General features: G+C 30.9%; 27 protein-coding genes and 1 other annotated feature (1 of these 28 only partly in view). Of the genes, 22 read left to right on the top strand and 5 right to left on the bottom strand.

Going from position 1 to position 26,230, the window contains the following annotated elements; all coding sequences use genetic code 11:
* The first annotated feature begins 129 nt into the window (after positions 1-129).
* Together BN4220_RS05685 and BN4220_RS05680 are read left to right on the top strand one after the other, a co-directional pair.
* Positions 130-498, top strand: coding sequence for a response regulator transcription factor (locus BN4220_RS05685; protein ID WP_347477054.1), 369 nt, complete (start codon positions 130-132; stop codon positions 496-498).
* A 69-nt stretch (positions 499-567) separates the two neighbouring features.
* Complete coding sequence (locus BN4220_RS05680; RefSeq protein WP_066714596.1) at positions 568-1,161, top strand: hypothetical protein; 594 nt, start codon at positions 568-570, stop codon at positions 1,159-1,161.
* Positions 1,162-1,572: 411 nt separating this feature from the next.
* Here the strand turns inward: BN4220_RS05680 and BN4220_RS05675 are convergent, their stop codons facing one another.
* Both BN4220_RS05675 and BN4220_RS05670 read right to left on the bottom strand, forming a co-directional pair.
* A complete protein-coding gene (locus tag BN4220_RS05675; protein ID WP_066714595.1) occupies positions 1,573-2,202 on the bottom strand; it encodes a hypothetical protein in 630 nt (209 codons plus the stop codon).
* Positions 2,203-2,290: 88 nt separating this feature from the next.
* Positions 2,291-2,500, bottom strand: a complete 210-nt coding sequence (locus BN4220_RS05670; RefSeq protein ID WP_066714594.1) for a hypothetical protein — start codon at positions 2,498-2,500, stop codon at positions 2,291-2,293.
* Positions 2,501-2,886: 386 nt separating this feature from the next.
* Between BN4220_RS05670 and BN4220_RS05665 the strand changes: the two genes are divergently transcribed.
* Positions 2,887-3,465, top strand: coding sequence for a sensor histidine kinase (locus tag BN4220_RS05665; protein WP_066714592.1), 579 nt, complete (start codon positions 2,887-2,889; stop codon positions 3,463-3,465).
* A 71-nt stretch (positions 3,466-3,536) separates the two neighbouring features.
* Here the strand turns inward: BN4220_RS05665 and BN4220_RS05660 are convergent, their stop codons facing one another.
* Positions 3,537-3,911, bottom strand: a complete 375-nt coding sequence (locus tag BN4220_RS05660) for a PH domain-containing protein (RefSeq protein WP_066714591.1) — start codon at positions 3,909-3,911, stop codon at positions 3,537-3,539.
* 366 nt (positions 3,912-4,277) lie between these two features.
* Between BN4220_RS05660 and BN4220_RS05655 the strand changes: the two genes are divergently transcribed.
* The 10 genes from BN4220_RS05655 to BN4220_RS05620 all read left to right on the top strand — a co-directional run bounded on the left by BN4220_RS05655 (position 4,278) and on the right by BN4220_RS05620 (position 14,155).
* A complete protein-coding gene (locus BN4220_RS05655; RefSeq protein ID WP_066714590.1) occupies positions 4,278-5,213 on the top strand; it encodes a hypothetical protein in 936 nt (311 codons plus the stop codon).
* 328 nt (positions 5,214-5,541) lie between these two features.
* On the top strand, positions 5,542-6,141 hold the full coding sequence (locus BN4220_RS05650) for a hypothetical protein (RefSeq protein ID WP_066714586.1): 600 nt from the start codon (positions 5,542-5,544) through the stop codon (positions 6,139-6,141).
* 301 nt (positions 6,142-6,442) lie between these two features.
* Entirely contained in the window at positions 6,443-6,634 is a 192-nt protein-coding gene (locus BN4220_RS20235) for a hypothetical protein (protein ID WP_197467894.1), read from the top strand.
* Positions 6,588-8,447, top strand: coding sequence for a P-loop domain-containing protein (locus tag BN4220_RS05645; RefSeq protein ID WP_066714585.1), 1,860 nt, complete (start codon positions 6,588-6,590; stop codon positions 8,445-8,447). Before BN4220_RS20235 ends, BN4220_RS05645 begins: the two co-directional genes overlap by 47 nt.
* A 132-nt stretch (positions 8,448-8,579) precedes the next feature.
* Complete coding sequence (locus BN4220_RS05640; protein ID WP_066714584.1) at positions 8,580-9,611, top strand: GNAT family N-acetyltransferase; 1,032 nt, start codon at positions 8,580-8,582, stop codon at positions 9,609-9,611.
* 124 nt (positions 9,612-9,735) lie between these two features.
* Positions 9,736-10,311 carry a GNAT family N-acetyltransferase gene (locus BN4220_RS05635; RefSeq protein ID WP_066714582.1) on the top strand — a complete coding sequence of 192 codons (576 nt, stop codon included), beginning with the start codon at positions 9,736-9,738 and terminating at the stop codon, positions 10,309-10,311.
* 84 nt (positions 10,312-10,395) lie between these two features.
* A complete protein-coding gene (locus BN4220_RS05630; RefSeq protein ID WP_066714581.1) occupies positions 10,396-11,301 on the top strand; it encodes a hypothetical protein in 906 nt (301 codons plus the stop codon).
* Positions 11,302-11,361: 60 nt separating this feature from the next.
* Positions 11,362-11,463, top strand: a complete 102-nt coding sequence (locus BN4220_RS20435) for a PF20097 family protein (RefSeq protein ID WP_242867742.1) — start codon at positions 11,362-11,364, stop codon at positions 11,461-11,463.
* A gap of 51 nt (positions 11,464-11,514) precedes the next feature.
* Positions 11,515-12,075: a DUF4275 family protein gene (locus BN4220_RS05625; protein ID WP_066714580.1), complete on the top strand. Its 561-nt coding sequence runs from the start codon at positions 11,515-11,517 to the stop codon at positions 12,073-12,075.
* A gap of 286 nt (positions 12,076-12,361) precedes the next feature.
* Positions 12,362-14,155 carry a heme NO-binding domain-containing protein gene (locus tag BN4220_RS05620; RefSeq protein WP_066714578.1) on the top strand — a complete coding sequence of 598 codons (1,794 nt, stop codon included), beginning with the start codon at positions 12,362-12,364 and terminating at the stop codon, positions 14,153-14,155.
* A gap of 204 nt (positions 14,156-14,359) precedes the next feature.
* Here BN4220_RS05620 and BN4220_RS05615 read toward each other — a convergent pair whose 3' ends face one another.
* Complete coding sequence (locus BN4220_RS05615; RefSeq protein ID WP_066714576.1) at positions 14,360-14,656, bottom strand: YciI family protein; 297 nt, start codon at positions 14,654-14,656, stop codon at positions 14,360-14,362.
* Between the two features lie 412 nt (positions 14,657-15,068).
* On the opposite strand from BN4220_RS05615, the gene BN4220_RS05610 reads away from it, so the two are divergent.
* The 9 genes from BN4220_RS05610 to BN4220_RS05570 all read left to right on the top strand — a co-directional run bounded on the left by BN4220_RS05610 (position 15,069) and on the right by BN4220_RS05570 (position 24,243).
* The gene (locus BN4220_RS05610; RefSeq protein WP_066714574.1) at positions 15,069-15,602 is read left to right on the top strand and encodes a class I SAM-dependent methyltransferase; all 534 of its coding nucleotides are present in this window, start codon (positions 15,069-15,071) and stop codon (positions 15,600-15,602) included.
* A 35-nt stretch (positions 15,603-15,637) separates the two neighbouring features.
* Complete coding sequence (locus BN4220_RS05605; protein WP_066714572.1) at positions 15,638-16,213, top strand: hypothetical protein; 576 nt, start codon at positions 15,638-15,640, stop codon at positions 16,211-16,213.
* A gap of 349 nt (positions 16,214-16,562) precedes the next feature.
* Positions 16,563-17,111: an RNA polymerase sigma factor gene (locus BN4220_RS05600; protein WP_082812142.1), complete on the top strand. Its 549-nt coding sequence runs from the start codon at positions 16,563-16,565 to the stop codon at positions 17,109-17,111.
* Positions 17,104-17,865 carry a hypothetical protein gene (locus tag BN4220_RS05595; protein ID WP_066714568.1) on the top strand — a complete coding sequence of 254 codons (762 nt, stop codon included), beginning with the start codon at positions 17,104-17,106 and terminating at the stop codon, positions 17,863-17,865. Before BN4220_RS05600 ends, BN4220_RS05595 begins: the two co-directional genes overlap by 8 nt.
* On the top strand, positions 17,859-18,740 hold the full coding sequence (locus tag BN4220_RS05590; protein WP_066714566.1) for an ABC transporter ATP-binding protein: 882 nt from the start codon (positions 17,859-17,861) through the stop codon (positions 18,738-18,740). The genes BN4220_RS05595 and BN4220_RS05590 overlap by 7 nt, the downstream gene beginning before the upstream one ends.
* On the top strand, positions 18,721-19,995 hold the full coding sequence (locus tag BN4220_RS05585) for a hypothetical protein (protein ID WP_066714564.1): 1,275 nt from the start codon (positions 18,721-18,723) through the stop codon (positions 19,993-19,995). Before BN4220_RS05590 ends, BN4220_RS05585 begins: the two co-directional genes overlap by 20 nt.
* A 13-nt stretch (positions 19,996-20,008) precedes the next feature.
* A complete protein-coding gene (locus BN4220_RS05580) occupies positions 20,009-21,154 on the top strand; it encodes a hypothetical protein (protein WP_066714562.1) in 1,146 nt (381 codons plus the stop codon).
* A gap of 631 nt (positions 21,155-21,785) precedes the next feature.
* Complete coding sequence (locus BN4220_RS05575) at positions 21,786-22,742, top strand: alpha/beta hydrolase fold domain-containing protein (RefSeq protein WP_066714560.1); 957 nt, start codon at positions 21,786-21,788, stop codon at positions 22,740-22,742.
* A gap of 4 nt (positions 22,743-22,746) precedes the next feature.
* Positions 22,747-24,243 carry a methyl-accepting chemotaxis protein gene (locus BN4220_RS05570; protein ID WP_066714558.1) on the top strand — a complete coding sequence of 499 codons (1,497 nt, stop codon included), beginning with the start codon at positions 22,747-22,749 and terminating at the stop codon, positions 24,241-24,243.
* A gap of 162 nt (positions 24,244-24,405) precedes the next feature.
* Here the strand turns inward: BN4220_RS05570 and argS are convergent, their stop codons facing one another.
* Positions 24,406-26,079, bottom strand: a complete 1,674-nt coding sequence (argS, locus tag BN4220_RS05565; protein WP_066714556.1) for an arginine--tRNA ligase — start codon at positions 26,077-26,079, stop codon at positions 24,406-24,408.
* Between the two features lie 62 nt (positions 26,080-26,141).
* Positions 26,142-26,230, bottom strand: a binding site (T-box leader); it runs 153 nt beyond the window's last position.

Raw genomic sequence — 26,230 nt, 5'->3', positions numbered from 1 at the left:
CAACTATCAACAATGGAAAAGGTATTTGATAAGATTTAAGAAATTTGTAAGACTTATATCCAAAGAATTTTATAGAGTAACCTATATAATTGGTTTATGACCTATATAAAAGCGAGGGGAGGGTAGACGGTGATTAGTAGTGAAGCAAAACAAAAAATTTTGGAGGTAGATGATAACAAAGAAATTGTGTTCTCCATTACGAAGCTTTTGGAATATGAGGGGTATGAAATATACCAAGCTTTTGACGGTATAGAGGCATTAGAATTATTAAATAATCAGCCAGTGGATCTTATTCTTTTAGATATTATGATTCCAAAAATGAATGGAATCTCTGCATTGATGAAAATTAGGCATAGTTTGAAAATTCCAGTCATCATTTTATCAGCAAAATCAGAAGAGAGTGATAAAGTTTCAGGACTTTCCATAGGCGCAGATGATTATGTAACAAAACCATATAATACTTCTGAACTTGTGGCTAGAGTAAAAGCTCAACTTTGAAAAATTCACAACTTAATATATAAAATTTTTGACGAATTGGTAAAATATGTTATAATCAAAATGGAGGGAGTGGTAGATATAAAAAAAAATATAAATAAAATTATTATAGTTGTTTCATTACTTATTAACTTGATTCTAATATTTTATATTTTAAAAGACAAGTTTCTAAATTCTAATAATATTAAAACTAATTTAGAAAAAGTAGAGATCAATAAAGATTACTCTCATTATTATTTTATGACTAATCCTGTTGATGAATATTTCTCAATGAAAATTATAAATGCAAATTTATCTGAAATTGAGATAAGAACTTATCAAGAAGAATATTTAAAAATTTGGAAGAATATATACGACAATATTATTTCTATAATACGAAAGAAATGTGTATATGAAGAAGATATTGCTAGATATAATAAATTCACAAATGAAATAAATATTAGTTTTGAAAATATAAAACCATTATTACTAGCTGAAATGTTAGATAATTATTTATTACAAGAGAGTCCAGAAAAACATAGTTATGGAATTGGAACAGCAGATAAGTTAAAAATGTATGAAGGCATGATTTATAGAAATGCATGCATGTTATTCATACCATATTTAGTAGATGAATATAAATTTCCAGATAGCAACCAAATTAAGTCAATATTAGAAAAAAAATAAAAGTAAAATACTACTGAATATTATCAGTAGTATTTACTTTTATTTTTTTGTTAAATTTTATACACCAAAAAAATTAGTTGGATTATTTAAACAAGAAGTAATTTTATCCCAGTATGCTTATATTTTCAAACTGCTGATCAAATAAAGGATAATCTCAATTGGGGTCAAAGATATTGGGTTTTCAAAACAACTTATAGTAGTAACCCAATTGATGGGGCAGCTCCAAATCCTTCTCAAAGTGATGTATCTTATGCTACTGCTTGGCAATTAGCATTAGACATTCCTGCAACTATTGCAGGACATTATTTCAGCAAGATAGATATAAGTTCTACAACAACTTCTGATCCCGCAAATTAACAATATATAAGCATGAAGATGTCTATATAAGACACTTCATGCTTATTTTAATTACTATTCAATATCGTTATAATTTTTATATGTGAAATAACTTGGATCTAAAGAAGACAAATTATTTGGCTTCTTAACTTTAATAACATATAAACCAATATTTCTAAGTTCTTGTGTATTAAAGATATACACATCTGGTTGAGTTTCATCATATTCTACGTTAACTGTATTATTTTCAAACGAAATGCTTTTAATTCTACCCATTGTATTTCTAAAAGGTTTTGCTCCAGAATAAGCATTTACTACTAAACAATCATTATCCCAGTTAAAATCTTCTAAATAATATGGATATTTAGATAAATTATATTTCTCACTCCAAGCAGTCCAATCTTTTTCATTAGTGATTATATAATCATTAATCATCATGTAATCACTTTCTTTATCTTGCTCAACTGGTAAAAATCCTTGAAAAAATATTTCGAAATCATTATTAGCTATTGATGTTGCTTCTGCTGTTGGAATTACGGTTACCGCCAATGTTGGCTCTTGCGCCTCTGTTATGATAATACTTGGTGTAATCTCATTTGTAGTGCTTTGTGTTGGTGTAACTTCATTTGTTTTCTGTTTTGAACAACTAATTACACCGAACCCACAGCAAATTATAATTATGCCTATTAAATATTTTTTACTCATTAAAAACTCCTCTCTTTAACAATTTAATTTGCCTACATTATCTATTTTAATTTTTTACCGTTTGATTGTAAAATTTATACACATATAATCATTTATCCTTTCCCATATATTCGATTGTCTTTGCTATTTCTTGTGCTACTTCCTCATTTGCCCCACAATCAATTAATTTATCTCTGTTATATGCGACTTCATAAGGTTCGGCCATTTGAGCTTCATTCGCATATCCTTGATAAATCATATCTACATCATAACAATATTCTTCAGGTCCGATATTATAAGTTCTATTTTTTAGTTCCATAAGAAGTATGAATATAGTAGTATTAAAACAACATTGCTTATGTTAGTAGTTAAACTGATGTTGGTATTTATTATTAATTATCGGTATTTATTATTTGACAAACAATTTAGAGAAAAAGATTATAAGGATTATTGCTTGCGATTAAACAAGTATGTAAAAACGCAACAAATAGTTATTATAATTTATTATGTAATGGTTTTGGCTATTTTAAATGTCAGTTTCGATGGAAGATATAGAACATTCTATGCGGATTTAAGAAGCTATAGGATGACCCATATTCTAATGGTACTATTAATAATAATACCTTTCGTTTATGAACTTACAACATTATTCAATTATTATATGAGGGTCAATGTATCAAAAAAAATCTCGTTAAGTTAAGTAAGATGATAGAACAAATAGACAAGGGAAATGAAAAGGTAGAAAATCTATTTACGAATGAGGAAGAATTCTATCGTTATGAAGATGTATTAGTAAATATGACTTCTGTTATGCAAAATGCAGCTGAGGAGAGGGTAAAAAGTGAAAAGATGAAGGTTGATCTTATTACCAATGTCTCTCCTCCTGTATTAACTGATTATGTAGATGTGTTATCGCGTAAGGCTGACAAGTTAAAGGAAATGATCCTTAGTTTGTTTGAACAAGCTAAGACATCTAGTGGAAATGTTGATTTAAACATAGAAACTATCGTTGGAAATCGCTTAATAGAACAAATCGTTGCGGATGTAGAGAATCTTATTCGTGAGAAAAATAAAGATATCCGACTGATTTTATCAACGGAAGAAACTAAATTCCTGGCAGATAGTGCATTTATGTATCGAGTGATACAAAATCTATTAATAAATGCAATCAGTTACTCCCTAGATCATACGAGGATCTTTTGCATTAATAATGAGATTCTTAGGTGGATTTTTGAAATAACGAATGGATTTTACATTAATATATTTAATATGTCTTTAACGTAAAAACCTTCCTTGTACTTTGACCGGTACAGGAAGGTTTTTAAATTCTATACTGGTCAACCATTAATTAATCCCTATAATACATAACTTCCAATGGTCTGCCCTATTTTTTCAATATCACAATTTCCTGTAAATTCAAATTTCACTTTACCAAGTCCACTAAAATAAATTTCAAGTTCTGCGTCTAAGTCGAATACACCTGCTGTTTCAATAGAAAATGCTTGAATTTTAGAATAAGGAAGAGAAGTAAAGTCTTTCTTCTTTCCTGTAAATCCTTGAACATTTACTGCGATCACTCGCTTTGTGGTAAAAGTAACGGAATCTCGAATGCCTTTATAAGCTCCAATTATTTGCTCACCTGGAATTAGTAAATTGCTTAAAGTGCCACTGACATCATTCTCAGCTACTTGCTTTAGTTTAAAAAATGACGCGTTTTGAAAATCAATCATAAAATTTCTCCTTTTTTCCATGAGTTTATAAACAGATGTATGCTTTATTAATTCAAGTTCAAATAAATATTTACTATATCTTAGATCACTGACCTATTGTATAGTCTTGTCTCAAATCAATTAACTATATTTAAATTATAATAACATAGATCATATGATATTTACAAATAATGATTGTAAATAATAAACACTTAAAATATCAGCGATTTTATTACTCTGCCAAATTAAAAAAAACTTAATAATATGATTCTGGAATTGGAATATATTGTTAATATGAATTATAACTGATATAATAAGGAAAGTGATTAAAAATTATGCAAGAAGTTCTAATTAAAAACATTGAATTGAGGAGGGTATTAATTTCGAATGAAAATTAAAATGTTGTTTATAACACTTCTATTACTTATAAGCTTAATCGGATGTAGCAAAAATGAGGAAGCTTTAGAAAGTAACATTACCATAAAGGATAAGTCGGTAAAAATAGATAACAAACTTGCTAATAAAATTTCATCAGAAATACAAAAAATAATAACAGAATCTCAGGAAGGTATAAATACAATTGATAATTTTTCCGTAGCATTTACGAAAAGAACAACGGATGATAATGCAGTATTAGTAGATGTTGAGGTAAGTTCCGATTACACTTATATTCGTAAAGCCATAGATAGCCCTGATATAAAAGGTATGTATAAAGCAAAGGAAAAGCTAAGATCTGAGGAAGATAAAGCTCTTGTTGAAGAATATATTCAAGGTTTCATAACGGAAAAAGATTCTTTATTAAATAAAAAAGAAACAGTGGTAGATTATAATATTGTAGTCAGACTTAAAGATAAAAGTAATGAGTCATATGAATTATTATATAAGTTTAAATCGGATGATGGAAAAGAACAGTATATCCCACTAACCGAATATTTTGCCAAGGAAGATGAAGCAGCAAAAGAGCAACTGGGGATGGAAACGATAGATAATTTTCTATTTAATGAAGAAGAAACGAAAGTAAAAATAGTTTTGGAAGGCTTTTCAGAGGCATATTTTAGAGGGGACAAAGAGAGTATGGGCTCCTATTTAAGTGATGGAGTCGATTTAAATGATTATAATTATATGATGAATAAAACAGACATCTATGATACTACGGAAATCAAGAAATTCACAGGAGATTTAAACAATATAAGAGAAGTTAATGAAATCGAAGTGCAATATCCTTTTATACGTGCAGGAGAAGATAGTATCACATACTTAGGAATTGAATTAGTGAAAAAATCTGGAGAATGGAAAGTATTAAACTTTTATTTGGAAAAATAAACTAGTTTTCTATTTTAATAATTGAATAAACGAAAAAACGTCCTAGAAGAGAATCCCCTTTTGTTTGATAATAAAGTATGATAAAAGGGGATAATACATGAATTAAAATTTGCAGTATATGAGATAAGTTTCTTTAGAGAAAACCGAGATAATATCAAGGTTTTTTCTTTTTTAAAATAGAAACGACTGTTCTTATAGAGAAAAGCACAATGGAATAAAGAACTGATTTTTTATAAAAACTGAATAAAATTTTTAAATTATGTAAAAAGTATCTTTGATTATCTTACTGCCTAGATATTCTGTTAATAGAAAAGGATAAAGGAGTCATATGAAAAGAAAGCAATTAAGGCGTAAAATGGTAGGAAGAATACGAAGGTACGAAAATGATATGCCGTCAATGGAAACATATTTAGAAAAGGAATATTTAGATAAAGACAATAATGCAATCATTCGAATTTATGCCTACGAAGGTATGGAATGGTTTGATAAGTTATCCACTGGAAATCAAGCTACATTAAATCAAGACATTTACGACTTTATCGATAGAAAGGCATATTACATTCCAATCCGTTATCCGATTATAATTCAGTTTGAAAATGTAGAATTAAATGAGGAAGAGCAGCATCAAATTATTCGATTAATTAAAGAATATTATGCTTTAAATGATAAGCGTATTGATTTACATTTTAATTTTATTACAATTCTCTCCTTGTTTACTTTAGGAATTATCTTGCTTATTATATATTTTACTATGAATACAGCTGAAGTTGGAGCTATATTTTCAGAAGTATTGTCCATAGCAGCATCTTTTGCTTTGTGGGAAGCGGTGGACTTTTTTTTGCTGGAACGAAAAAGTATATCGAAAGAAAGGTGGAATGCGGGGCAGTTGACGATTAGTGAGATACGTTTTATTGCCAAAGAGAAATAAAAAGATTGAAATAATTGGAATATGGTGTTATGATATGGAAGTAAGTCTACTTAAAAATTTCAGTTAAGGAGGAATTAGAATATGAAAAAGAATTTATGGATGGTGAACAATCATTAACTGAATAAGGCATTTTTTTAGCTTTAGCGCTAAAATTATGCGATTTTTAAGTACCTTTATGAATACTGTTGACTACAGGACGCATGTATGGTGTGTCTTTTTTTGTACGCAAAAATAGCCATGGTGAGTAGAATAAAGCTGCTTATTATGGCTATTTTTCTGCCCTAAAATAGGGTGAAGATTCGTGCAAAAGCATTTAAGAAAGGAAAAGGTGATTTATATGATGAAAGATAAAATGTTAGTAATAGAGGAATTTAATAATAAGAAAAATGAAATATTTTTTAGAACCGATGAGATTAAAAAAGCAGAAATAAAAAGGAGAAATCAGATTGAACCGATTAAAATATTATATTTTAAACATGAGACCAAACAGTGATACGTATGAAGAAATGTATGAAGGAAAAATGATAGAAACCTTTATAGATAAAGATCCCATTGAGCACAATCATGCGGTTTACTGGGATGATGAAATTGGATATGAAATTACAAAAAGCAATCGACTTGAGTTATCAAAGCCAACGATTACAATTCATATTCCGATGAAGAATCTAAAGGTGGAGGATACGAGTACTGCAGCACTTGATTATATCTTCCGCTCTTTTATTCCTTATATTAGAACATTAAATGAATTAAACGATAATCGGAAACGAACGGCAAAGGAAAATGGTCATTACTATATTTATGAACCAAACAATAAGGTTTTACAAAGAAATGTGATAACAGCAAAAAAGGTTTCCCAAAAGTATTATACCAATCCAACCAAGAATACGATAACTCCAATTGATGGTGGGAAGGATGTTCCAGCTTACCTTTGTGCAAACATTATGATTCAAGTACAATTACCACTTGGAAAGCATAAAAAAGCGGTGCAGATGCTATCCAAAGATTTACCAGATGCGGTGAATCGATTTATAGATGAGTTTTCTCAGGAAGGATTAAAACGTGCCTTAGAACTTGAGCAAAAACAAAATGAAATTAGAGCATGGTTAAAGGAAAGTGAGTATTGTGCTTTTGTGGCAAATGGAAGTATTCTGCCAAGGGAAAAAGGAAGTGATTTGCCTATGATAAATGCAATTCCATTTCAGTCAACAAAGGAGGATGAAGTGGAAGTGGCAGGCATCAAAGGGATGGCATTTAAAAAGGGCGTTACAGTGATTACCGGCGGTGGTTATTCCGGAAAAAGTACATTGCTAGATGCCTTAAGTGCAGGAATTTATAATCATATAGAAGGGGATGGTAGAGAATTTGTGATTACAGATGATTCTGCTATGAAGATTTCAGCAGAAGACGGACGGAGCGTACGTCACGCAAATTTATCACCATTTATTAAGTGGATTCCTGGCGGAAATCCAGCAGATTTTTCAACTGAGCATGCATCGGGATCCACCTCACAGGCTGCAAATATTATAGAAGCGATCAATTGGGGCGTCACACTTTTGATGATCGATGAGGATAAGTCTGCTACGAACTTCATGATTCAAGATCCTATTATGAAGGCATTAATTGAAAAAGAGCCTATTACCCCATTTGTGGAACGGGTTCAGGAACTATCAAAGGAAGTAGGCGTATCAACGATTCTTGTTATTGGGGGAAGCAGTGAGTATTTGCAGGTTAGTGATCGAATCTATATGATGAAGGATTATCAGATTCATCAAGTGACGGAGGAAGCAAAACAGTTACAGGCTAGTTGTGCATATCAGTTACAAAGTAAGCATGAAACGATAATAGATAAGGCGAACTTTATGAATTCTGATGAAATTGATGCAAACTATTTGACGACGTATCCAAATGAATCTTCTACGGAGGTATTAAAAGTATCAGACTTAGGATTTCTAATTTTAGGTGAGGAACAAGTAGATATTCGTATGATTCATGATATCGCGTCCATTCCTCAGCTAAATGCAATCGCGTTTTTATTACGAAAGTTAATTAACCGTGTAAATCCAATGGAACGTTTTCAAAAATTCTCATTTGAAAAATTAGAGGACAGCCAAATAGAGCCGAAATGGATTCATGCACGTGGGGAAGTAGAGCAATTGCTTTATGATATTAATGAAGAAGGTTTAGAGTCTGCATATTCTACGTTCTTTACAGAATGTAATCGCTTTATGGATCTTCCGAGAAAATATGAAGTGTTAGCTGTGCTTAGTCGTATGAGAATCAAAATGATTAGAAGCTTTGATGAATAGAATAGCTTCTTTTCTTCATAAGCCAGCGCTTGTAAATTAAGTTTATTCTTAATATAAAAATGAGTTTATTCTTAATATAAAAATAAAGTTTATTCTTAATGTGAAATTAAAGGGTGGAAGGAAGGGAGTAATATGGAGATTAGAAAGGCAATTACCAAGGATTGTGATGATGCGGTAATATTGGCCGTAAAGGAGTATTATGCAGAATCTTTAAGATGTCCAGCTCTATTAGGAGTTATAAATGATGAATCACTAAAAAGTGTTTTATCAGAATTAATATACACTTTATTTCAAAAGGAATATGCGTATGTTTCTTATGAAGATGATAAATTGGTTGGTTATCTTTGTTTTTTAGGTCCGATCTCTGGATTTTTTGGAAATGTAGTAGGTGCATTCTCGCCATTAGGCGGGAGTGCATTTGCAGGTGGTGATCGTGCAAAGGTAAGCTCTATGTTACTAGCCTATGCTATGGAGCAAATGGCAAAAAAAGAAATTTTAAGTATTGCACTATCGCGATATGCAAATGATAATGAAGTAGGTAAGTCCCTAATATTTAACGGATTTGGTATCCGTTGTTCAGATTCTATTAAAGAAATAGTCGATGTTCGGGAGAAGAAGGAAGTACTAGAAGGTATTATATTTTGTGAGCTACAAAAAGAAGAATTTCAACAAGTTTTGGATTTAGAAAAGGGACTAACCAATCATATGAGAAATGCACCAATCCTTATGCCATTAAACTTAAGCAAGGAATTTCCTGATAAAATGGTAAGAGTCGATAGCAGAATGTTTGTAGCAAAAGAAAATATGGGTGGTAAAGATAAAATTATTGGTTATATGAGAGTTGGAGGCGATGGGGAAACTTTTGTTTCGGACCTTCCTTTGATAAAGAACATTTGTGGCGCTTATGTGGATGTGAATTATCGTAACCATAAGATAGCTGAAGGTTTGTTAAATTATATTATAGGAGTATTAAAAGGCGAAGGAGTTACTTATTTAGGGGTTGATTGTGAAACACTAAATCCTACGGCATTACGATTTTGGGGAAAATATTTTAAGAATTACACCTATAGTTATGCAAGGCGAATCGATGAGAGAGTGGTTGGTTACGAGGAATATGAAAGGATGTTTTGGGAGGAAAAGCGTGAAATGAACATGCAAAATTAGAGCATACAATTTTATTTATTTCATTTTACGTATATTTAGCGATATGTTATTATAATATTGGAAAATATAAACAATCAAATGCGTAACTATTATCTGTTATCGTAATAATTTTTGGGAGGTTGTTATGGAAACAATTTTACTGTCTAAAGAAACCATTGAATACAATAAACAAGCCGCAGATTTATTAAAACAGGCGTTTCCACATTCCTATTCTGATTGCTCAGAAGAGGAAATAAGTAAATGTATAGAAGAAGATAGGGTAGCTGTTGCTGCAATTGATGGAGAGAAACTATTAGGCTTTGTTGGTGCTATTCCACAATATGGAGTAACCGCGTGGGAGTTACATCCTTTGGTCGTTGACGAACATTATCGTTCACAAGGAATAGGAACAAAACTTTGCTATGCCCTTGAAGAGATATTAAAGGAGAAGGGGTGCTTAACAATTTACCTTGGAAGTGATGATGAAAATGAAAGTACAACTCTTTCAAATACAAATCTCTTTCAAGATACATTTGAGAAAATAAATAATATCAAAAATATAAAGAATCATCCCCATGAATTTTATGAAAAGGTTGGTTATCAAATTGTAGGTGTAATACCAGATGCTAATGGGATAGGAAAACCAGATATATGGTTGGCAAAAAGTCTTGTTCATTTTACCAAAAAAGAGAATGACATAGAACAGTCAAAGTCAAAGTAAAAGTCAATATAAAAGTCAAAGTCAAAGTAAAAGTAGAAGTGAAAGTGTAAGTGGAAGTGGAAGTACCATGGAGGTTTAATAATAATGCGCGATAAACATAGGATAAGAAAGATTTCAAAAGGAAATCTAATTGCGGTATTACTATCATCCGTTGTAGTAGCTTCGATCATTGGTAGGATTGGGTGGAATAAATTAAAGATAGATGAACCAATTTATTTTCGATATTTGGTAGAACATTATTTACCAACGATTCCAGATTCAGTTGTAGAAACTTCTACCTTGCAGCTAATTTATGTGCAAAACATTACGGATGAAAGAGAAGTTACGGAAGTGTCGTTTATAAATCATCCAGAGTTAATAGTTTCAGTATTAAATAAAGATATCACAAATCATGGGATTTATAAAATATCCAACGCAACGTTATTTTTAGAATGGGATCAAAATGCTATTAATGAACTTCCTGAATCTATAGAAACGAATAATATTCAGGTGAAATATTCCGATGATAGTAGCCAGATAATCGATATCGGGAAAATATGTATCTACAGTGGTATGTCGGAACAAGAATTATTAGAAGCGGTAAATAGTGTTCCATTATGGGAATTAGAGAGGGTTCAGACGTATAAAGCAAATGATACCTTAATGATTGATGGACTATCAGAAATATCGAAAGAATTTTTAAGCAAGGCCGATATCATTAAATCTTATTCATTAATAGGGGATAATAACGATATGACGGATGTTTCAGGAGCAGTTAAACTAGAAAAATATGAAGAGCTTGAATTTAATATGCAGCTTAAAGATTTTGATAGAACGAGGTTAATTGATTTAAATAGCAATTATGATTATTATCAGTTAAGACCTAAGTTGGTTTTTCATAAGGAGTCAGGAGAAAGTTATTTTACAGAAATACATAATCCTCCGATAAGTATTAAATTTAAAAATTATGGTGATGTTCGAAATTATGTAAAGAGGCGTATATCTAATTAATAAGAGAGTAATCTTTATGTAGTAAATATTCAAGTGAAAGTGCATAGAGGAGGACATAAAATGGAGTGCCCGTATTGTAATACAGAAATGAAGTTAGGAGCCATTAAAGCAAATAATTTACTTTCTTGGACACCTGATGATGAACATCAAGAAGGGGCATAGATTTTATTTTAATGTATAGAAAAGATAAGTTATACATTTTAAGGAGCTCATATGTTAGAGTATAATTGGATTAATTTACATAGCGAAAAGGAAAAAATTGAATTATTGACTGACGAAGAGGAAAAAGCGATTCGGAACGATCTTTTAGATACTATAATGGAAAAAGTAGAGGAATATAATCAGCATATTACTGAATATGAATATGCTCAGAAAAGGCTAGAACTTGTTAATAGAGGAGTGGTTTTTTTACATTTAGATAATTCAAGTACTATCAAGAAAAATTGGAGTCGTTTGTTTGCCTCGTCGGTAGGTAAGGATGAAAAGAGAAAAATTGCATATGAAAAATATAAGTGGCATATCTTCAGTTTTGAAAAAGTAAATGCGCTTACTAAGTCAAAAGCAAGGCAGGCTTTTAATAAATGTAAGAAGGAAAAGGTATATATGTTTTATCAGCATAGTGATCAGGCCTTATTGATTGAAAATGCGAATTTATTAAAAGCTGAGGATTTTGATTTAGATTATGATATTTATATTTATGATCCAATGCATAAGTGGACGTATATTCACACCCACGAATCAGAATGTGGACCTTATTTTTATCAAATAAAATAAGTCTATAAAAATGATAGAAACGAACTTGAAAATACTTAACATTATATAATTGTATATAGAAAAAGTCAGGAAATTTAAATATAGATTGAGAGAATTCAAAATATGTATTATACTATAAATGCGTTATGATAAATATTTTATGATTTAAAATTTGTATATTATAGTAATTTAATTATTTTATCTTAGCGTAACCTTTAGCTATATTTAAATTATATGTTTGTAACAAAAAACGCAATATGATAAAATAACTTAAGGTAATACATAATATTACAAAGGAGATATAAATATGAAGGGTACTGTAGTTTCATCGTGGGTAGAATCTAGTCGTATTCTATTCGGAAACAACGTCGTGAATGATGCCCTAAAGGCATTTGGATTATCTAGTACCTATATCTTTTCACCACTAGAAGATGTAGAAGATAAAAAAGCAGTAGGAATTGTAGAGCACATTGGTAATTCTGTTGGAAAGAATAAGGATGAAATATGGTTCATCATGGGAGAAGAGAATGTGAAAACATTTAGCAAGCTTTATCCAGGATTTTTCCGTCATGAATCCGCTTATCAGTTCTTAAAATCAATGAACGATGTACATGTTATTGTAATGAAGCGTTTTAGAGGTGCGAAGCCACCGATTTTAGATGTAACGCCAATATCATCACATGAGATATATTTTACTTACCGATCCAAACGAGGGATGGGAAATTATTTAAAAGGTTTAATTAGTGGTGTATCAAAATACTTTAATGAAAAGATTGAAGTTGATGAAGTATCGAAATCCGAAGGTGAGTTAATTCTGAAACTCAAATTTGAGTCAGAAATCCAAAATGTAAAGAAATACTTTTTAAATAATATTTTTTCTTTTGGAATCATTAAGTCAGTTTCGATAAAAGCAGCAATTTTGAATTTAATTTTAGTGGCACTTGCAGGATTTATATTATTTGATAGTCCACTCAAAGCATTATTAACTGGTGTTGTAGCTTTCGCTTCATCTTTAATTACAGCATTTATTTTTAATAGACCTAAAAAATTAATTTTCAAAGAGCTTGAAAAATTAAGCGAAAGAAATTTCATAGAGTCTACCATAGTTAAATCGAATGATGAATATGAGTCTTATATGTTAGAAATTAATAAGATAAAGCAAAATATTCAAAAGGATTTCATAGGATTTCATTCTATTGTAGATGAAATGTATACATTTAATCACTCTGTTTCAAACATATCTAAGACGATGCAAAATACATCCAATGATATTACAGAAGTTCTTGACCAGGTTGCAACAGCAGCGATAAATCAGGCAAGTGATACAGAGAATGCTGTTACTATTTTAAATGATAGTATTTCAAGTATTAATCATATATCAGATAAGAGTGATGAGAATAAAGAGGACATTGAGAGTGCAGTTTCAGATATTGAAACAAGCTTCAAGAAAGTAGAAAGTACTGCAACTGAAATCAATCATGTTCTTGATAAATTTAATGGTATCAAAAATAGCGGCTTTACTTTACAGGGAAATGCAAAAGATATTACCAATATTGTTACCATTGTATCAAGTATAGCAAATCAAACGAATTTATTAGCACTTAATGCTTCTATTGAAGCTGCAAGAGCAGGAGATGCAGGTAAGGGTTTTGCGGTAGTTGCAGAAGAAGTTAGAAAACTTTCAGAAGAGACAAATACAGCAGTACGTCAAATCAATGAGAGTTTAACTGGTTTATTAGGCAGCATTGATGAGATTGTTACCAATATTGATACTCAATATGGAGTGCTTGAAGGAGAAAATACAAAACTTTCCGAAGCTGTTGTTACAACAAATGAATCCAATAAACATCTTAAGGATGTATCTGAAGAGATGGTACAAACAACAATTCGTTTAAAGAATGAAGCTCAAAACATTTCTTCTTTATTTGAGAATATTGAAAATTTAGCAGCGATTGCAGAAGAAAATTCAGCCTCCACACAGGAAGCAAATAGCAATGTATCTATTTATGTAGACCAAATTACAGATCTAACAAACCTTATTGAGGTATTTGAAAATATGATCGTTAATTTCAAAGAAGATTTGGCTAAATATCAATTATAAAATTAATAATATCCATAGGATAGGAGAAATTCTTCTTATCTTATGGATATTTTTTTCATAATATATTCTAAATATATTTCGAAAAAACGGGTAATAAGAATATCTGTTCTATTATTCGTGATACTTTATTATATCTTTCTAGGAGTTAGAAAAATCAGTCATTTTTTGAAATGACTGCTTAGTAAAATTTAATTCAAAACTGTATTAGTTGCTAAACCACTCATCTGCTGATGGATTAAAATAATGAGAATTAAACTCTAATATTCTATAATCTTGTATCCCATTCATTTTAAAAGGTTCTTTCGATAAGTAATTTTCTAAACTTTCTAGAGATTCGGATTTAATAATAAATATACCACCGCTCATATCTGCTTTCAAACCAGACATTAAGTACATTCCTTCCTCCATAGCCTTCCCCGTATATGCCATATGTTCTTTCATAATTCCATCTGTCATTTTTTCAGCGTCTATTATATTTCCTTCAACAATAAAATATTTCATTTTTTATCCTCCTACTTAAACAATTTAAATATTATTTAAAATAACCAACAGATTTGGTATTTAATTATATAATTTAATCTAGAATCTTGATTCAATTATATTTTACCACAAATTAAAATATAAATATCATTCTTTTTAATGTTACATACAAATAGTGAATGGCTTATAGTGATTTAATTGTAAATTAAATAAGTTATTGCTCAAATATGGGATTTTGGAATTTTGATGTTATACTATAAAAATTTATTAATTAGCTTGAAATGATTATAAAATTGGAAAAATATAGAAATGCAATGTAAAGTATGATAAAATAATATAAGATCTAATTATGATGAATTTCACTACTTTTTTAAATTGATAAGCTAGCAGTAATGCTTTTTATTCAGGAGAGAACATAATTTTGGAGGAGATTATGATAAAAATAGAAAAAAATATACAAGATAAAATACTTGATATTGGAGGTGGTGGAGAAGGCGTTATAAGCAGTATTTATGGTGAAAATGTAATCGCAATTGATTATAGAAAAGACGAATTAGATGAGCTACCTTATGCATGTGAGAAAATGGTAATGGATGCAAGTGAGATGTCATTTGAAGAAGAATACTTTCAGAATGTAACAGCTTTTTACTCATTTATGTATATAGAAAAAAATAAACATAGAAAAGTGATACGTGAGATTTATAGAGTTTTAAAAAACGGTGGTAATCTTTATATTTGGGATACTGATATTTTACAAGAAACTGAAGGAAATAGTCCGTACATCGTTGATTTAAATATTGATGCAAATGGTAGAATGATTCAAACGACTTTTGGAATTATAAAACCTGATGCAATGCAAAGTTGTGATTATTTTAAGGAGCTATGTGCAGAAAATGGTTTTGAATTAGCCGATATTGTAAGAGTAGAAAATCATTTCTTTCAACATTGGGTAAAAATCAATAGTTAATATTCATATCTATAGCAATAGTGAGGTGTTATGAAATGAGAAAATTATTAGTTATGTTTTTCGCTTTTATCTTAATTTTAACCGCTTGTTCAAAAAATACTGAAAGAGTTTCTTTGGATGCTATTCCCGATGATTATAGCCTAGAGGATGCAAAGTCCGATGGTTGCGTTGTGTACGAAGATGGTGACATAACGTATGGCCAGTCATTTTGGGATGATTTTATTAGGGCGACAGAAAAGGGAAAATCAGCAACAATTAGATTAGCATTCTATTATACACTCGGTAATCCTTCAACCTACTCTAAGGAGTATTATGAGCAAATAAAAGATGACTATCCTATGCTTTATATCAAAGATTTGAGCTATGATGGAGAAAAATATAAGATTGAGGGCTTTGAAGATGGTCAGATGATTACGAATGAATATAAATATATGATGAAGTATGAGGGTCAACCAAACAATGCAAGTGCATTATTTTCTGATTACACTTATTATGTTCTAGTTAATGATAATTCAGTTACTTGGGATGATATTGAACATGGAATGTTTAGTTCTCAATTTGGAGATGCGATAGATCATTATGTAGTATACAAAGATTTGATTTTAAAATGATATTATGATTGATGAAAGATATAGATGCATTGGTATGGCGACTAGATTAAAAATAATAATGAAATATGCAGTAGATAAAATAGAACCCATATATTTGGCAAATAGAGATGTATGGGGATAAAGCAATCGTATAACAGTAAAAAATTAATTATAACAAGAAGGAGAATACAACTGACTTTGGAAACGAAGGCACTTGTATATTCTCCTTTTTTGGTCTTAACTTGTAAGGTTCTATCCTATCCCAAGGGAACATGATAAAATAATTATAATTTTTTCAAACTATTTAAAAATAACTTCGTATATATAGATAGAACGTTCTTAAATGAAAACTTCTGATCAGGAGGAGAGCATGTCAAATGATAAAAAACTAGTTAAGAGAATTAAGAAAAAAAGCGATCGGGAAGCCGCTAATCTATTAGTAGAACGTTACTACCGAGAAATATTTGCTTATGTCTATAGGCAAACTGTAGAAGAAGAGCTAACCAAAGATTTGACGCAAGATATTTTTTATAATATGTTGCGAGGAATCCATAGCTACGATTATAAAAAGGCAGAATTTCGAACATGGTTGTATCATATTGCTAGTAATCGAATTACAGATTATTATCGTAGTCGCACCTATAAAAATGCAATTCTTACAATAGAGCTAGACGAAACGACCAAGGCCATATCGGATGATTTTGTTCCTAGCCTTTTAAAGAAAGAAACAGTCAGAGAGGTTATGGATACTTTAGCGAAGCTAGATTCTACATTAATTCAGATATTTCAGATGAAATGGTTTGAAAATCGGACATTTGCAGAGATTTCTGAAATATTACAAATCCACGAATCGACGGTAAAAACCAGATATTATCAGACGATTCGTACTCTTAGAAAGGAGATAAAACTCGATGAATAAAGAGCAGAAGTATACTATTTCAGAAGATGATATTCCTTATCCAAGTGAGTGGGAAAAACAGCAAAGGATTCATATGATCGTAGAGCAATCATTACCAAGGGATAAGGATTCAGTGTTTAGTGTCTTTCATCTTTTAAAACAAATCGGCATTAAAAATATTTTTTATCAATCAGGAGTGGTGTTTTTACTAACAGGATTATTATTTTTCCTAACTAGTATTGCAATTATAACTATGCTTAGTAAACGAGAGGGAGCAGTAGAATATCTCGTAATTGCAATGTTCCCTTTTTTTCATTTACTTATTAGTATAATGACGATTTGGTTAGAAGAGCAGCAAGGAATGGTTTCCCTTAAAATGAGTTGTAAGTATTCACTTTCAATGATTCTTAGCTTTCGAATGTTAGTATTTAGTTTCGTTGCCCTTGGAATGGATATCATAATATTTTTATATGCTAGATCGGTGGTAGAACTTAGTATTTCAACGGCAGGAGTTGGCTTTTCATTTTTATTTTTATTTGCTTATTTATCATTATTAATTACAAAAAGAAGTCAAGGTGTACGAGGTTTGATTGTATTGTTAGTAATTTGGATTACTACTTGTATTGGCCTTTATAACTTTGGAAATAGAATTACAGAACTATTGTTGATTACTGTTCCAACAATTGTTCATTTTATAGCAGGAGTGATTTGGATGTGCTTATTTGTGAAAGCAGTAAATCAAGTTATGAAGGAGGAAGTAAGAGTGTTATGTTAACGTTAAATAATGTTACAAAGAAATATAAGGACTTTACGGCGGTAAAAGATATTAATTTAGAGTTAAAACAAGGTTTGTATGGGTTGCTAGCTCCCAATGGGGCAGGGAAAACAACACTAATTAAGATGATAACGACCCTATTGTTTCCAACCAAAGGAGAAATTTTATATAACGGACGAGAAATAAGGCAAATGGGAGCTGAATATAGAGATCTTATTGGATATCTACCCCAGCAGTTTGGATATTATAAAAATAATACCCCAGAGCAGTATCTTTGGTATTTATCTGCACTAAAAGGGTTATCAGAAAAAGAAGCGAAGGAGAGAACAGATCATCTGTTACATATGGTGGGACTTTCTGAGGTAAAGAAAAAGAAAATGAAAAAGTTTTCAGGAGGGATGTTACAAAGAGTTGGCATCGCGCAAGCCATGTTAAATGATCCGGCTATTTTGGTACTGGATGAACCAACTGCAGGTTTAGACCCAAAGGAGCGAGTAAGATTTCGTAATATTATTTCAAGTTTGTCAAAAGACCGAATTGTTATTTTATCTACGCATATTGTATCAGACATTGAATCCATTGCAAATGAAGTGATTCTCATTAAGGATAAACGATTATATTGCAAAGACACGGTACAAAATATTTGTGAACGTTTTGAAGGAAAAATATATGAAACAGTTGTGGCGAATGAAGAATTTGAACAGTTTGAAGAAGAATATCAAGTTCTATCAACTAGGCAAGAGTATGGACATACTGTAGTAAGGTTCTTTAGTAGGGAAAAAATAAAAAACTGTGAAACTAAAATGCCCAACCTAGAGGATGTTTTTTTATGCGTATATCAAGAGGATGAGAAAAATGAAGTTAATATGGAATGAAATAAAAAAGATAATCAATATTAAGGTGTTGCTTCTACTTGGAATTATAACGGTGATGTACTATCTATTGTTTCTAAATATTGATTTATATCCCAATGGATATCCAGCAACTACAAATTGTGAATTATCAAAAGATTTAATTCAGCGTGTTGGTGTTAGTATAGAGCCAGAGGAACGAGTTGTTTTAGATGAAGTCTATGATGAGTGGGTTCCTATTTGGAATCAAATGATATTAGAAGACAAAGAGTTTTGTGAGACATATGGTATTGATTCCTGGGAAACGTTTATTGAGCGTTGGATCGAATTAAGTAATGTAGTGTCTGAATATAATCGACAGGTGCAAAGCGGAGTTTTAACGAATGATGAATTGGAACAGAAAGTGGAATATCAGACTTACGTAGCGCTTGAGAATCGTCGTAATGAGCTCTTTTTTAATAGTCATAAAGACGAAGCGTTTATGTATCAGTCCATTGAATACATAAAAGATATTTATGATAATTTCGGAGATTTTAACTTATCAGAAGAGGACTGGAAGGAGTATTGGACAAAGGAGCAAGAATATTATTTAGAAGCAGGGATTACACCGACGAAGCAATATGAAGGGCGTTTAAAGGAAATTTATACAAGGGATGGTTTGTCATTATTACCGGAAGAAACCGTGCAGTATTTTACTGAGAAACTTCCATACTTTGCAATATTATTAGCGATAAGCTGCTTGGTAGTGATTGTTCCATTTTTAGTGAAAGACCGATTATCACATATGGAAAGCTTATTGCTAACAACGAAAGTAGGCAGAACATTAATAAAAAAACAGGGAATAGCAGTTTTCTTAAGTAGTACTTTTCTATGTCTACTCCAAGCAATCGTTTTTTATACCGTACTGCATATACATGAGATTGCACCTTTTCATAACTGCTTGATGACCTCTATCATTACAATTACATGGTGGTTTGACCTGACATTCTTACAATATATGTTGGTTACTATTGCAATGGCAATCTGTTTTGGAGTAGCTACAGGGATGATCGCTTTTGTAGTTTCTAAGCTATCTTCAAATTATGTTACTGCTATCGCTTACAGTATTCCTATTGGTATTTTGTTTGTCTTATTTTGCAGGAAGGTATTTGACATGCCATTTTATATGCTGGAAGAGGGAAGTAAATATCGGGAGTTTTATTGGCTCATTGGTTTTATTGTGATTACGGTAGGAGTAGTATTAGCAATGATTAGACATGAAAAACGTAGAGAGTTGTAGGAGATTGAAGCGTATGGTATTTCGATTTGAGTTTAAGAAAATTCTTCGGGTTCCTATTCTATGGTTCTTAGCGGTCGTATTTATTGGTTTTGATTTGTTATTCATAGGAACGAATCTGTATTATAGAGATGATATCGTAGCAATAAACGAGGCTATCAAAGAAACTGGTACGTACATAACTGAAACATCATTGAAAACCTTAAATGAAACAACGAATCCGGTGGTACAAGATTTTTCACTAAGGGCAGCGTATCGAAAATCGGTTTATGATGGATTTGATATGATTTCATTAAAAGAGAGAAAAGAAGAGTTACAAGGGCTTACGTTAAAAGGAAATCTAAAGGAGTTTGTAGATAATTGCTATGAAAAGTTACAAACTAGGGTAGAGCAGATTACATCTACGAACGAAGCAGATGGAGGATTTTTTCCTGGCGACTGGTATCGCATGCATTCATTTTTATTTGGTACGATGTTTAAGATTGTGTTACTACAAATGAGTGTATTGATTGTTCTTAGTGTTATTATAGCAATGGATTATGATCGTATTCACCATACATTAGACATTGTTTACAGTAGTAAAATCGGTAGGAAAAGGTTGATGAAAGAAGTTGTAGCAGGACTTTTGGTAGGAATACTCATTAGTGTATTTTTATTTTTAATCGTATTTGCAATTTACTTTTTAGTATTTCCTTATGATGGAGTGTTAAAAACCCCTATTAGTAGTGGTTTAATGGCTGAGGTAAGGGGAATGTTATATTATCCGTACGTCACTTATGTTACATTAACAGTTGGAGAATATTTTTTATGTTGTACAGCCTTTGCTTTTTGTTTTATTACTTTAATGGGACTTCTTGCAGCAGTTATGATGCTGATTTGGAAAAATAGCTACTTATCCTTCCTTGGGTTAGTGACACTTTGTTTGTTACTGTTGATTACCGCGATGGATGTGAAAACGGGGACATTATTTGATGTTTTAATATTATTTAATCCTTCAATTTTATGGATTCAATGTGGAGAGTGGTTTATGGAGGGGAATCTATATACTTCGTTTCATGGGTATGAATGGATTGCTTGGTTTTGTAATTTATTTATTGTATTGATATTGTTGTATGGATTGAAGCTTAAATATGAACGTGAGGATCTTTTAGACAAAGGATAGGTTATTATTTGTTGTGTTAGGTTAAATCTTGAATAAAAGATCTAAAATGAAATGGAAAGAAGATTATAAATAGTACGTAATGAGGAATTTGCGGGGAACGGAAGAAGAAGATTTTTTAGAAAAGCATATCGGAATCTAGTTTTTAGGTTTAATAATTGTTAGTTTGGAAGTGTATATTTATACTTAAATCTAATAAACAATCGAAGTCAACTTATGAATATTCGATTTCTAATGTTAAAAAATAGTAATTTAATAATACCTAATTAACAAATAATAAGATAATACTAAATTTGAATCATTTAAAAAGGAGTTTTTGTGCAGTTTGATTTGTAAATTGTGCAAAACTCTTTTTATTTTATTGCAAATTGTGAGAGCTAATAGGTAAAACTCTTTGTTTTGAGAAGAAAAATTATTTAAAATGTAAATTATTTAAAAATAATGTCGAAATATATTGTAAATTCATTGATTTTTTCCAAAAGTAGTATTATTATACAAATATATTAAAAATTCTGTAAATTTATTAAAAACAATAAAGTAGTATTGAAAGATAACAAGTATGTTTTTAGAAAACAGCAATTTTTGATATACATTATCAATTTCAGGGGAAATAATTAATAAGGAGGAAAAATGTTTGATAATCAGTGACAACATTGATGTTTTTGAGGTGAAATCAAGTATTAATGTGGAGGAATTTAAAAAAGCAGTAAGGGAAGAACATGCACAGGATTTAGAGAGAATCAAACAATACAAAGAGTACTATAAAATGATAAAGCAGGAAACAGGAATGCGACCATCTAAATTTGAACCTGAGCCTGGTTACTGTTATGAAAAATATAAATACAAAGATGCAGATATTGAGGTTATAAAAAACACTCAAAAGGCTAATAAAGCAGTATATTTCTTTAAGGGATGTGCTTATATTAATCATATGACAGATGAAGCATTAAGAGAAATGCAAAAAATCTCCATTAAGCTTGGTGATACGTGTGCAATTAGTGTTAACCATAGGATAGCACCAGAAAATGATTATAAGGATTTATTAACCGATACGGTGAACGGGTATCTATGGCTTTTAGATCAAGGATATAGTCCAGAAAATATAATTTTTATAGGTGATTCTTCTGGCGGTGGAACGGCGTTAGCAACAGCGATGATGTTACGTGATTTAAATATTGAGGTACCGGAATTAATGGTATTATTCTCTCCTTGGGCTAATGTTGCAATGGATACTTCTTCTTATGATATTTATCAGGAGGCAGATTGCATGCTTGGTGATAATGGATTATTAGAATATGCAAAAGAAGTCTATTTGGATAGAAATGATATACATAATCCCTATGTTTCACCATGCTATGGAAATTTTGAAAATTTACCTAAAATACTTATTCAGGTTGGTACAGAAGAACGAGTATACGATGATTCAATCTGTATAGCAGAAAAAGTTATGCAAAGTGGAGGAGATGCAAGATTAGAAGTTTATAAAGATATGTTTCATGAATTTCAAAGCTATTACGAGCTTGATGCAGCTAAATTTGCATGGGAACGTGTCATAGATTTTATAAATGTACATTATGAGAAGGGAGTATAAGCACGTGGAGATAAATAGTAATCAGAATGCAGAATTGCAAGCAAGCTTAGTGATAGACAAACTAGTGATTAAATTGTGGATGATGTTTGTTATCGTTTTTGGTGCAGCTATGATTCCAGAAGATTTAAATATGATAAGAGATGGAATAGGTGGAAACTTAAGAATGGTGCATTTAGGTATTAGTGCTATCTGTGTTATCATTCCATTTATGTATAGTGCGTATTTTAAACGTAAATGCAATGCAGGATTAGAAATAAATCATAGGTTGAAAAAAATACTGATTGTTATTAATTTCATGGTAATGTTTACGGTCAGCTTTTTTGGATCTTACGAGCATAAGGTGTATGCATATGCCATCATACTGTTAATGATTTTAGCATTGTTTCAGGATATGAAATTGGTATTAGTTACTGGTATTCTACAGTTTATTATTACATTTATTGATTGCATCGTTAGAGACGGACTTAACTTTAGCAGCGAATATATGTTTTCTTTAATCTTACTTATTATGTGTATTATTATAGCAGTAATGACAACACAAGGGATAAAGGCATCCAATGGGGTGAGACTTGCCAGTATAAATAATGCGTACTTAGAATCTACGAAAGCAAATGAAGAACTAAGTAGTACGAAAGAAAAGGTTATAGATAGCGTTGTAATTGTGGCTGATAAAATAAGCAACAACAATGTTCGTATTGAAAATATGAACAAGTCACTTCAGGAGGTGGCCACCGCTACAGAATCTTTGGCGGGCTCTTTACAAAATATTAATCAAAATTGTATTGATATACAAAATGATCTAGAGGAATTAGTACATATCGATAATTCAATGCAAACCTTATCTGAAGAATCAACCGATGCCATTCATGTTGGGATTGAGATGATGAAAAAGGCGAAGGATATTTCAGATAATGTAAGTAACATTTCCATCAGCGTTGGTAATGATATGAAATCTTTGGTGGATAGTATTAAAGGTGTTGAAGTAATGATTGATGCCATAAAAGGGATTGCAAATCAAACGAATCTTTTAGCATTAAATGCCTCTATTGAGGCTGCCAGAGCAGGCGAGGCTGGGAAAGGATTTTCTGTTGTTGCAGAAGAAATACGAAAATTATCCTTAGGAACGAATAGCTCAGTAGAAAATATTGAAGATATAGTAAATAAGATCAATATAAGCACAGATAAAACTTATCAAAGTATCGAGACAATGCAGTCAGAAATCAATGAACAACATGAGAGTATTGTTGATGCTCAAGGCAAGTTATTAAATGTGACTAAAAATGTAGATAAGTTAATTGTTAGTATCAATGATTCCATTACGAGGGTGAAGAATATAGCAATTACTAACGAAAGCATGGTGGATGACACTACAAATATTTCAGCTGTGTCCGAGGAAATCAATGCAAATACAGAAGATATTTCGCAGTTAAGCCAAGAAGTTGCAGCAGAATCCGGTAATATTAATAATATGAATAATGAATTAATCAATTGGGTTAGATAATAACATAATTGGTGGCTAAAAAATTACACCCCCTGAAATTTCTTAGTAATGGTATGATATTCTAATCTTGAAATATTTATTGACGGGAATAATATTTCATATTGCAAACACGCAATTCCTAATAAATAAGGAGTTGCGTGTTTTATTAATTTGACTTAATATCTACATGGTTTCCACAGAATCGATACCAAGGATGGATAAACAATTTAAAATTACTTGTTTCACAGCTAGGATTAAATGCAATCGTGCGATTTTAAGCTCTTCACTAGAAGCATTAATTATAGAATGTTGATGATAAAATCGTGAAAATTTTTGTGTTAATCCGTATAAATAATTTGCTATGATATGAGGGCTCAAGTTTTTAGAAGCCAGCTCAATGACTTCATTCATTCTAGCAATCTCTAATATTAATTCTAGTTCTTCCTTTTGATCTAATAAAGAATAGTCCGGATTTTTTATTTCTGTATCTGTAAAGTTTCTAAGAATTGAAAAAATACGTGCAAGACTATATTGTAAATAAGGACCGGAATCTCCCTCAAAACTTAAAGCACTATCCCAATCAAAAGTAACATTTTTATCATTGGATGTTTTTATAATAGAATACTTCACAGCACCATAAGCGATTGCTTTTGCTGAGGTTTCATCCACAGAGTCTCTCCTTTTTTGAATTTCTGTTTTCGCCTTTTCATAAGCTTCTTTCATGAAATCTTCCAAAAGGATAACGGTGCCATTTCTCGTTGCCATTTTACCTTCTGCTAATAAAACAATGGAATAATGTATAACTTCAGGAGGAGTTAGACCTAATAGGTCTAATACAGCAGCTATTTGCTTAAAATAAAGCTTTTGGTCTTCACCTAAGACGATGATATTTCTATCATGATTTTTCTTTACTTTATCAATGGTATACGCGATATCTCTTAGTGGGTAAAGGGATGTTTTATCTTTCCTAGTTAGTACTAAATAAGGTGCTTTCATAGGTAAATTGTATTTCGATTGATTTAATACATAACGACCTTCTGAATCCTCTTCTAAATCACCTGTATTTTTTAGCTCTTCTAAAATATCATTTAATCGTTCGTTGAATAAATAATCAGATTCATAATCAAAGGCATCATATTCGATTCCTAACTCCTTTAGAATACTTGTTTGTCCATTGATGCATATATTTACAAGATTTCTGAATTGAGTTCGAACTTCTTCATCACCATTTTCTAATTTATATAAAAGGGAAAATATTTCATTTTCTAGTTCTGGATTCTCTTTTAGTTCATTGTTAATATCGATATATAAATCTAGTAAATCTTTAAATGATACACTTTCTTTTTTCATTGCACCAAGTAAAAGCATTGCTATTTGTTTTCCAATATCATTCACAAAGTAGTGAACTTCCACCTTGTATCCTTCAAATTTTAGTAACCGAACAATAGAATCGCCAATCATCGCATTACGTGCTCTACCAACATGAGGAGAGGCATTTGGATTAATGCTAGTATGTTCAATCAACGCTGTTTTGTTATGACCACTTTGATTTGAACCATAGGATTCTTTTAACTTAAGTACTTCTGTAATAATTGTTCTAAAAAGGATTTCTTTTTTTATAAAACAATTTATATAACCGCCGGTTGATTCTACTTTGTCTATAAAATCAAGAGATTGTATTAATTCTGATAAATCGTCTGCAATATCTTTTGGGGAACGTCTTAATATTTTTGAAAAACTAAAGCAAGGAATCGATAGGTGACCAGTTTCTACATTAGGTGAAGCCGAAAAAATTACTTCTAAATCGGTATACTGTTGCTGTATTACTTTTTTAATTTCTTCTTGAAAATAAAGCATAATATTCTCCTTTCGATGAACCTAAAATATAATGAATGAAACAAAAAAAGCTCCATCTCTAAAAAAGAGACGAAGCATCGTGGTACCACTCTAATTGGGGATTATTATTTCAAAAAAATTTATATGAAATCCCCCACTCAATTGTCTTTAT

This window comes from Clostridium sp. Marseille-P299, assembly GCF_900078195.1.
In the GTDB taxonomy this organism is placed as follows: Bacteria; Bacillota; Clostridia; order Lachnospirales; family Lachnospiraceae; genus Lachnoclostridium.
This window is presented reverse-complemented; position numbering and strand designations above follow the sequence as displayed.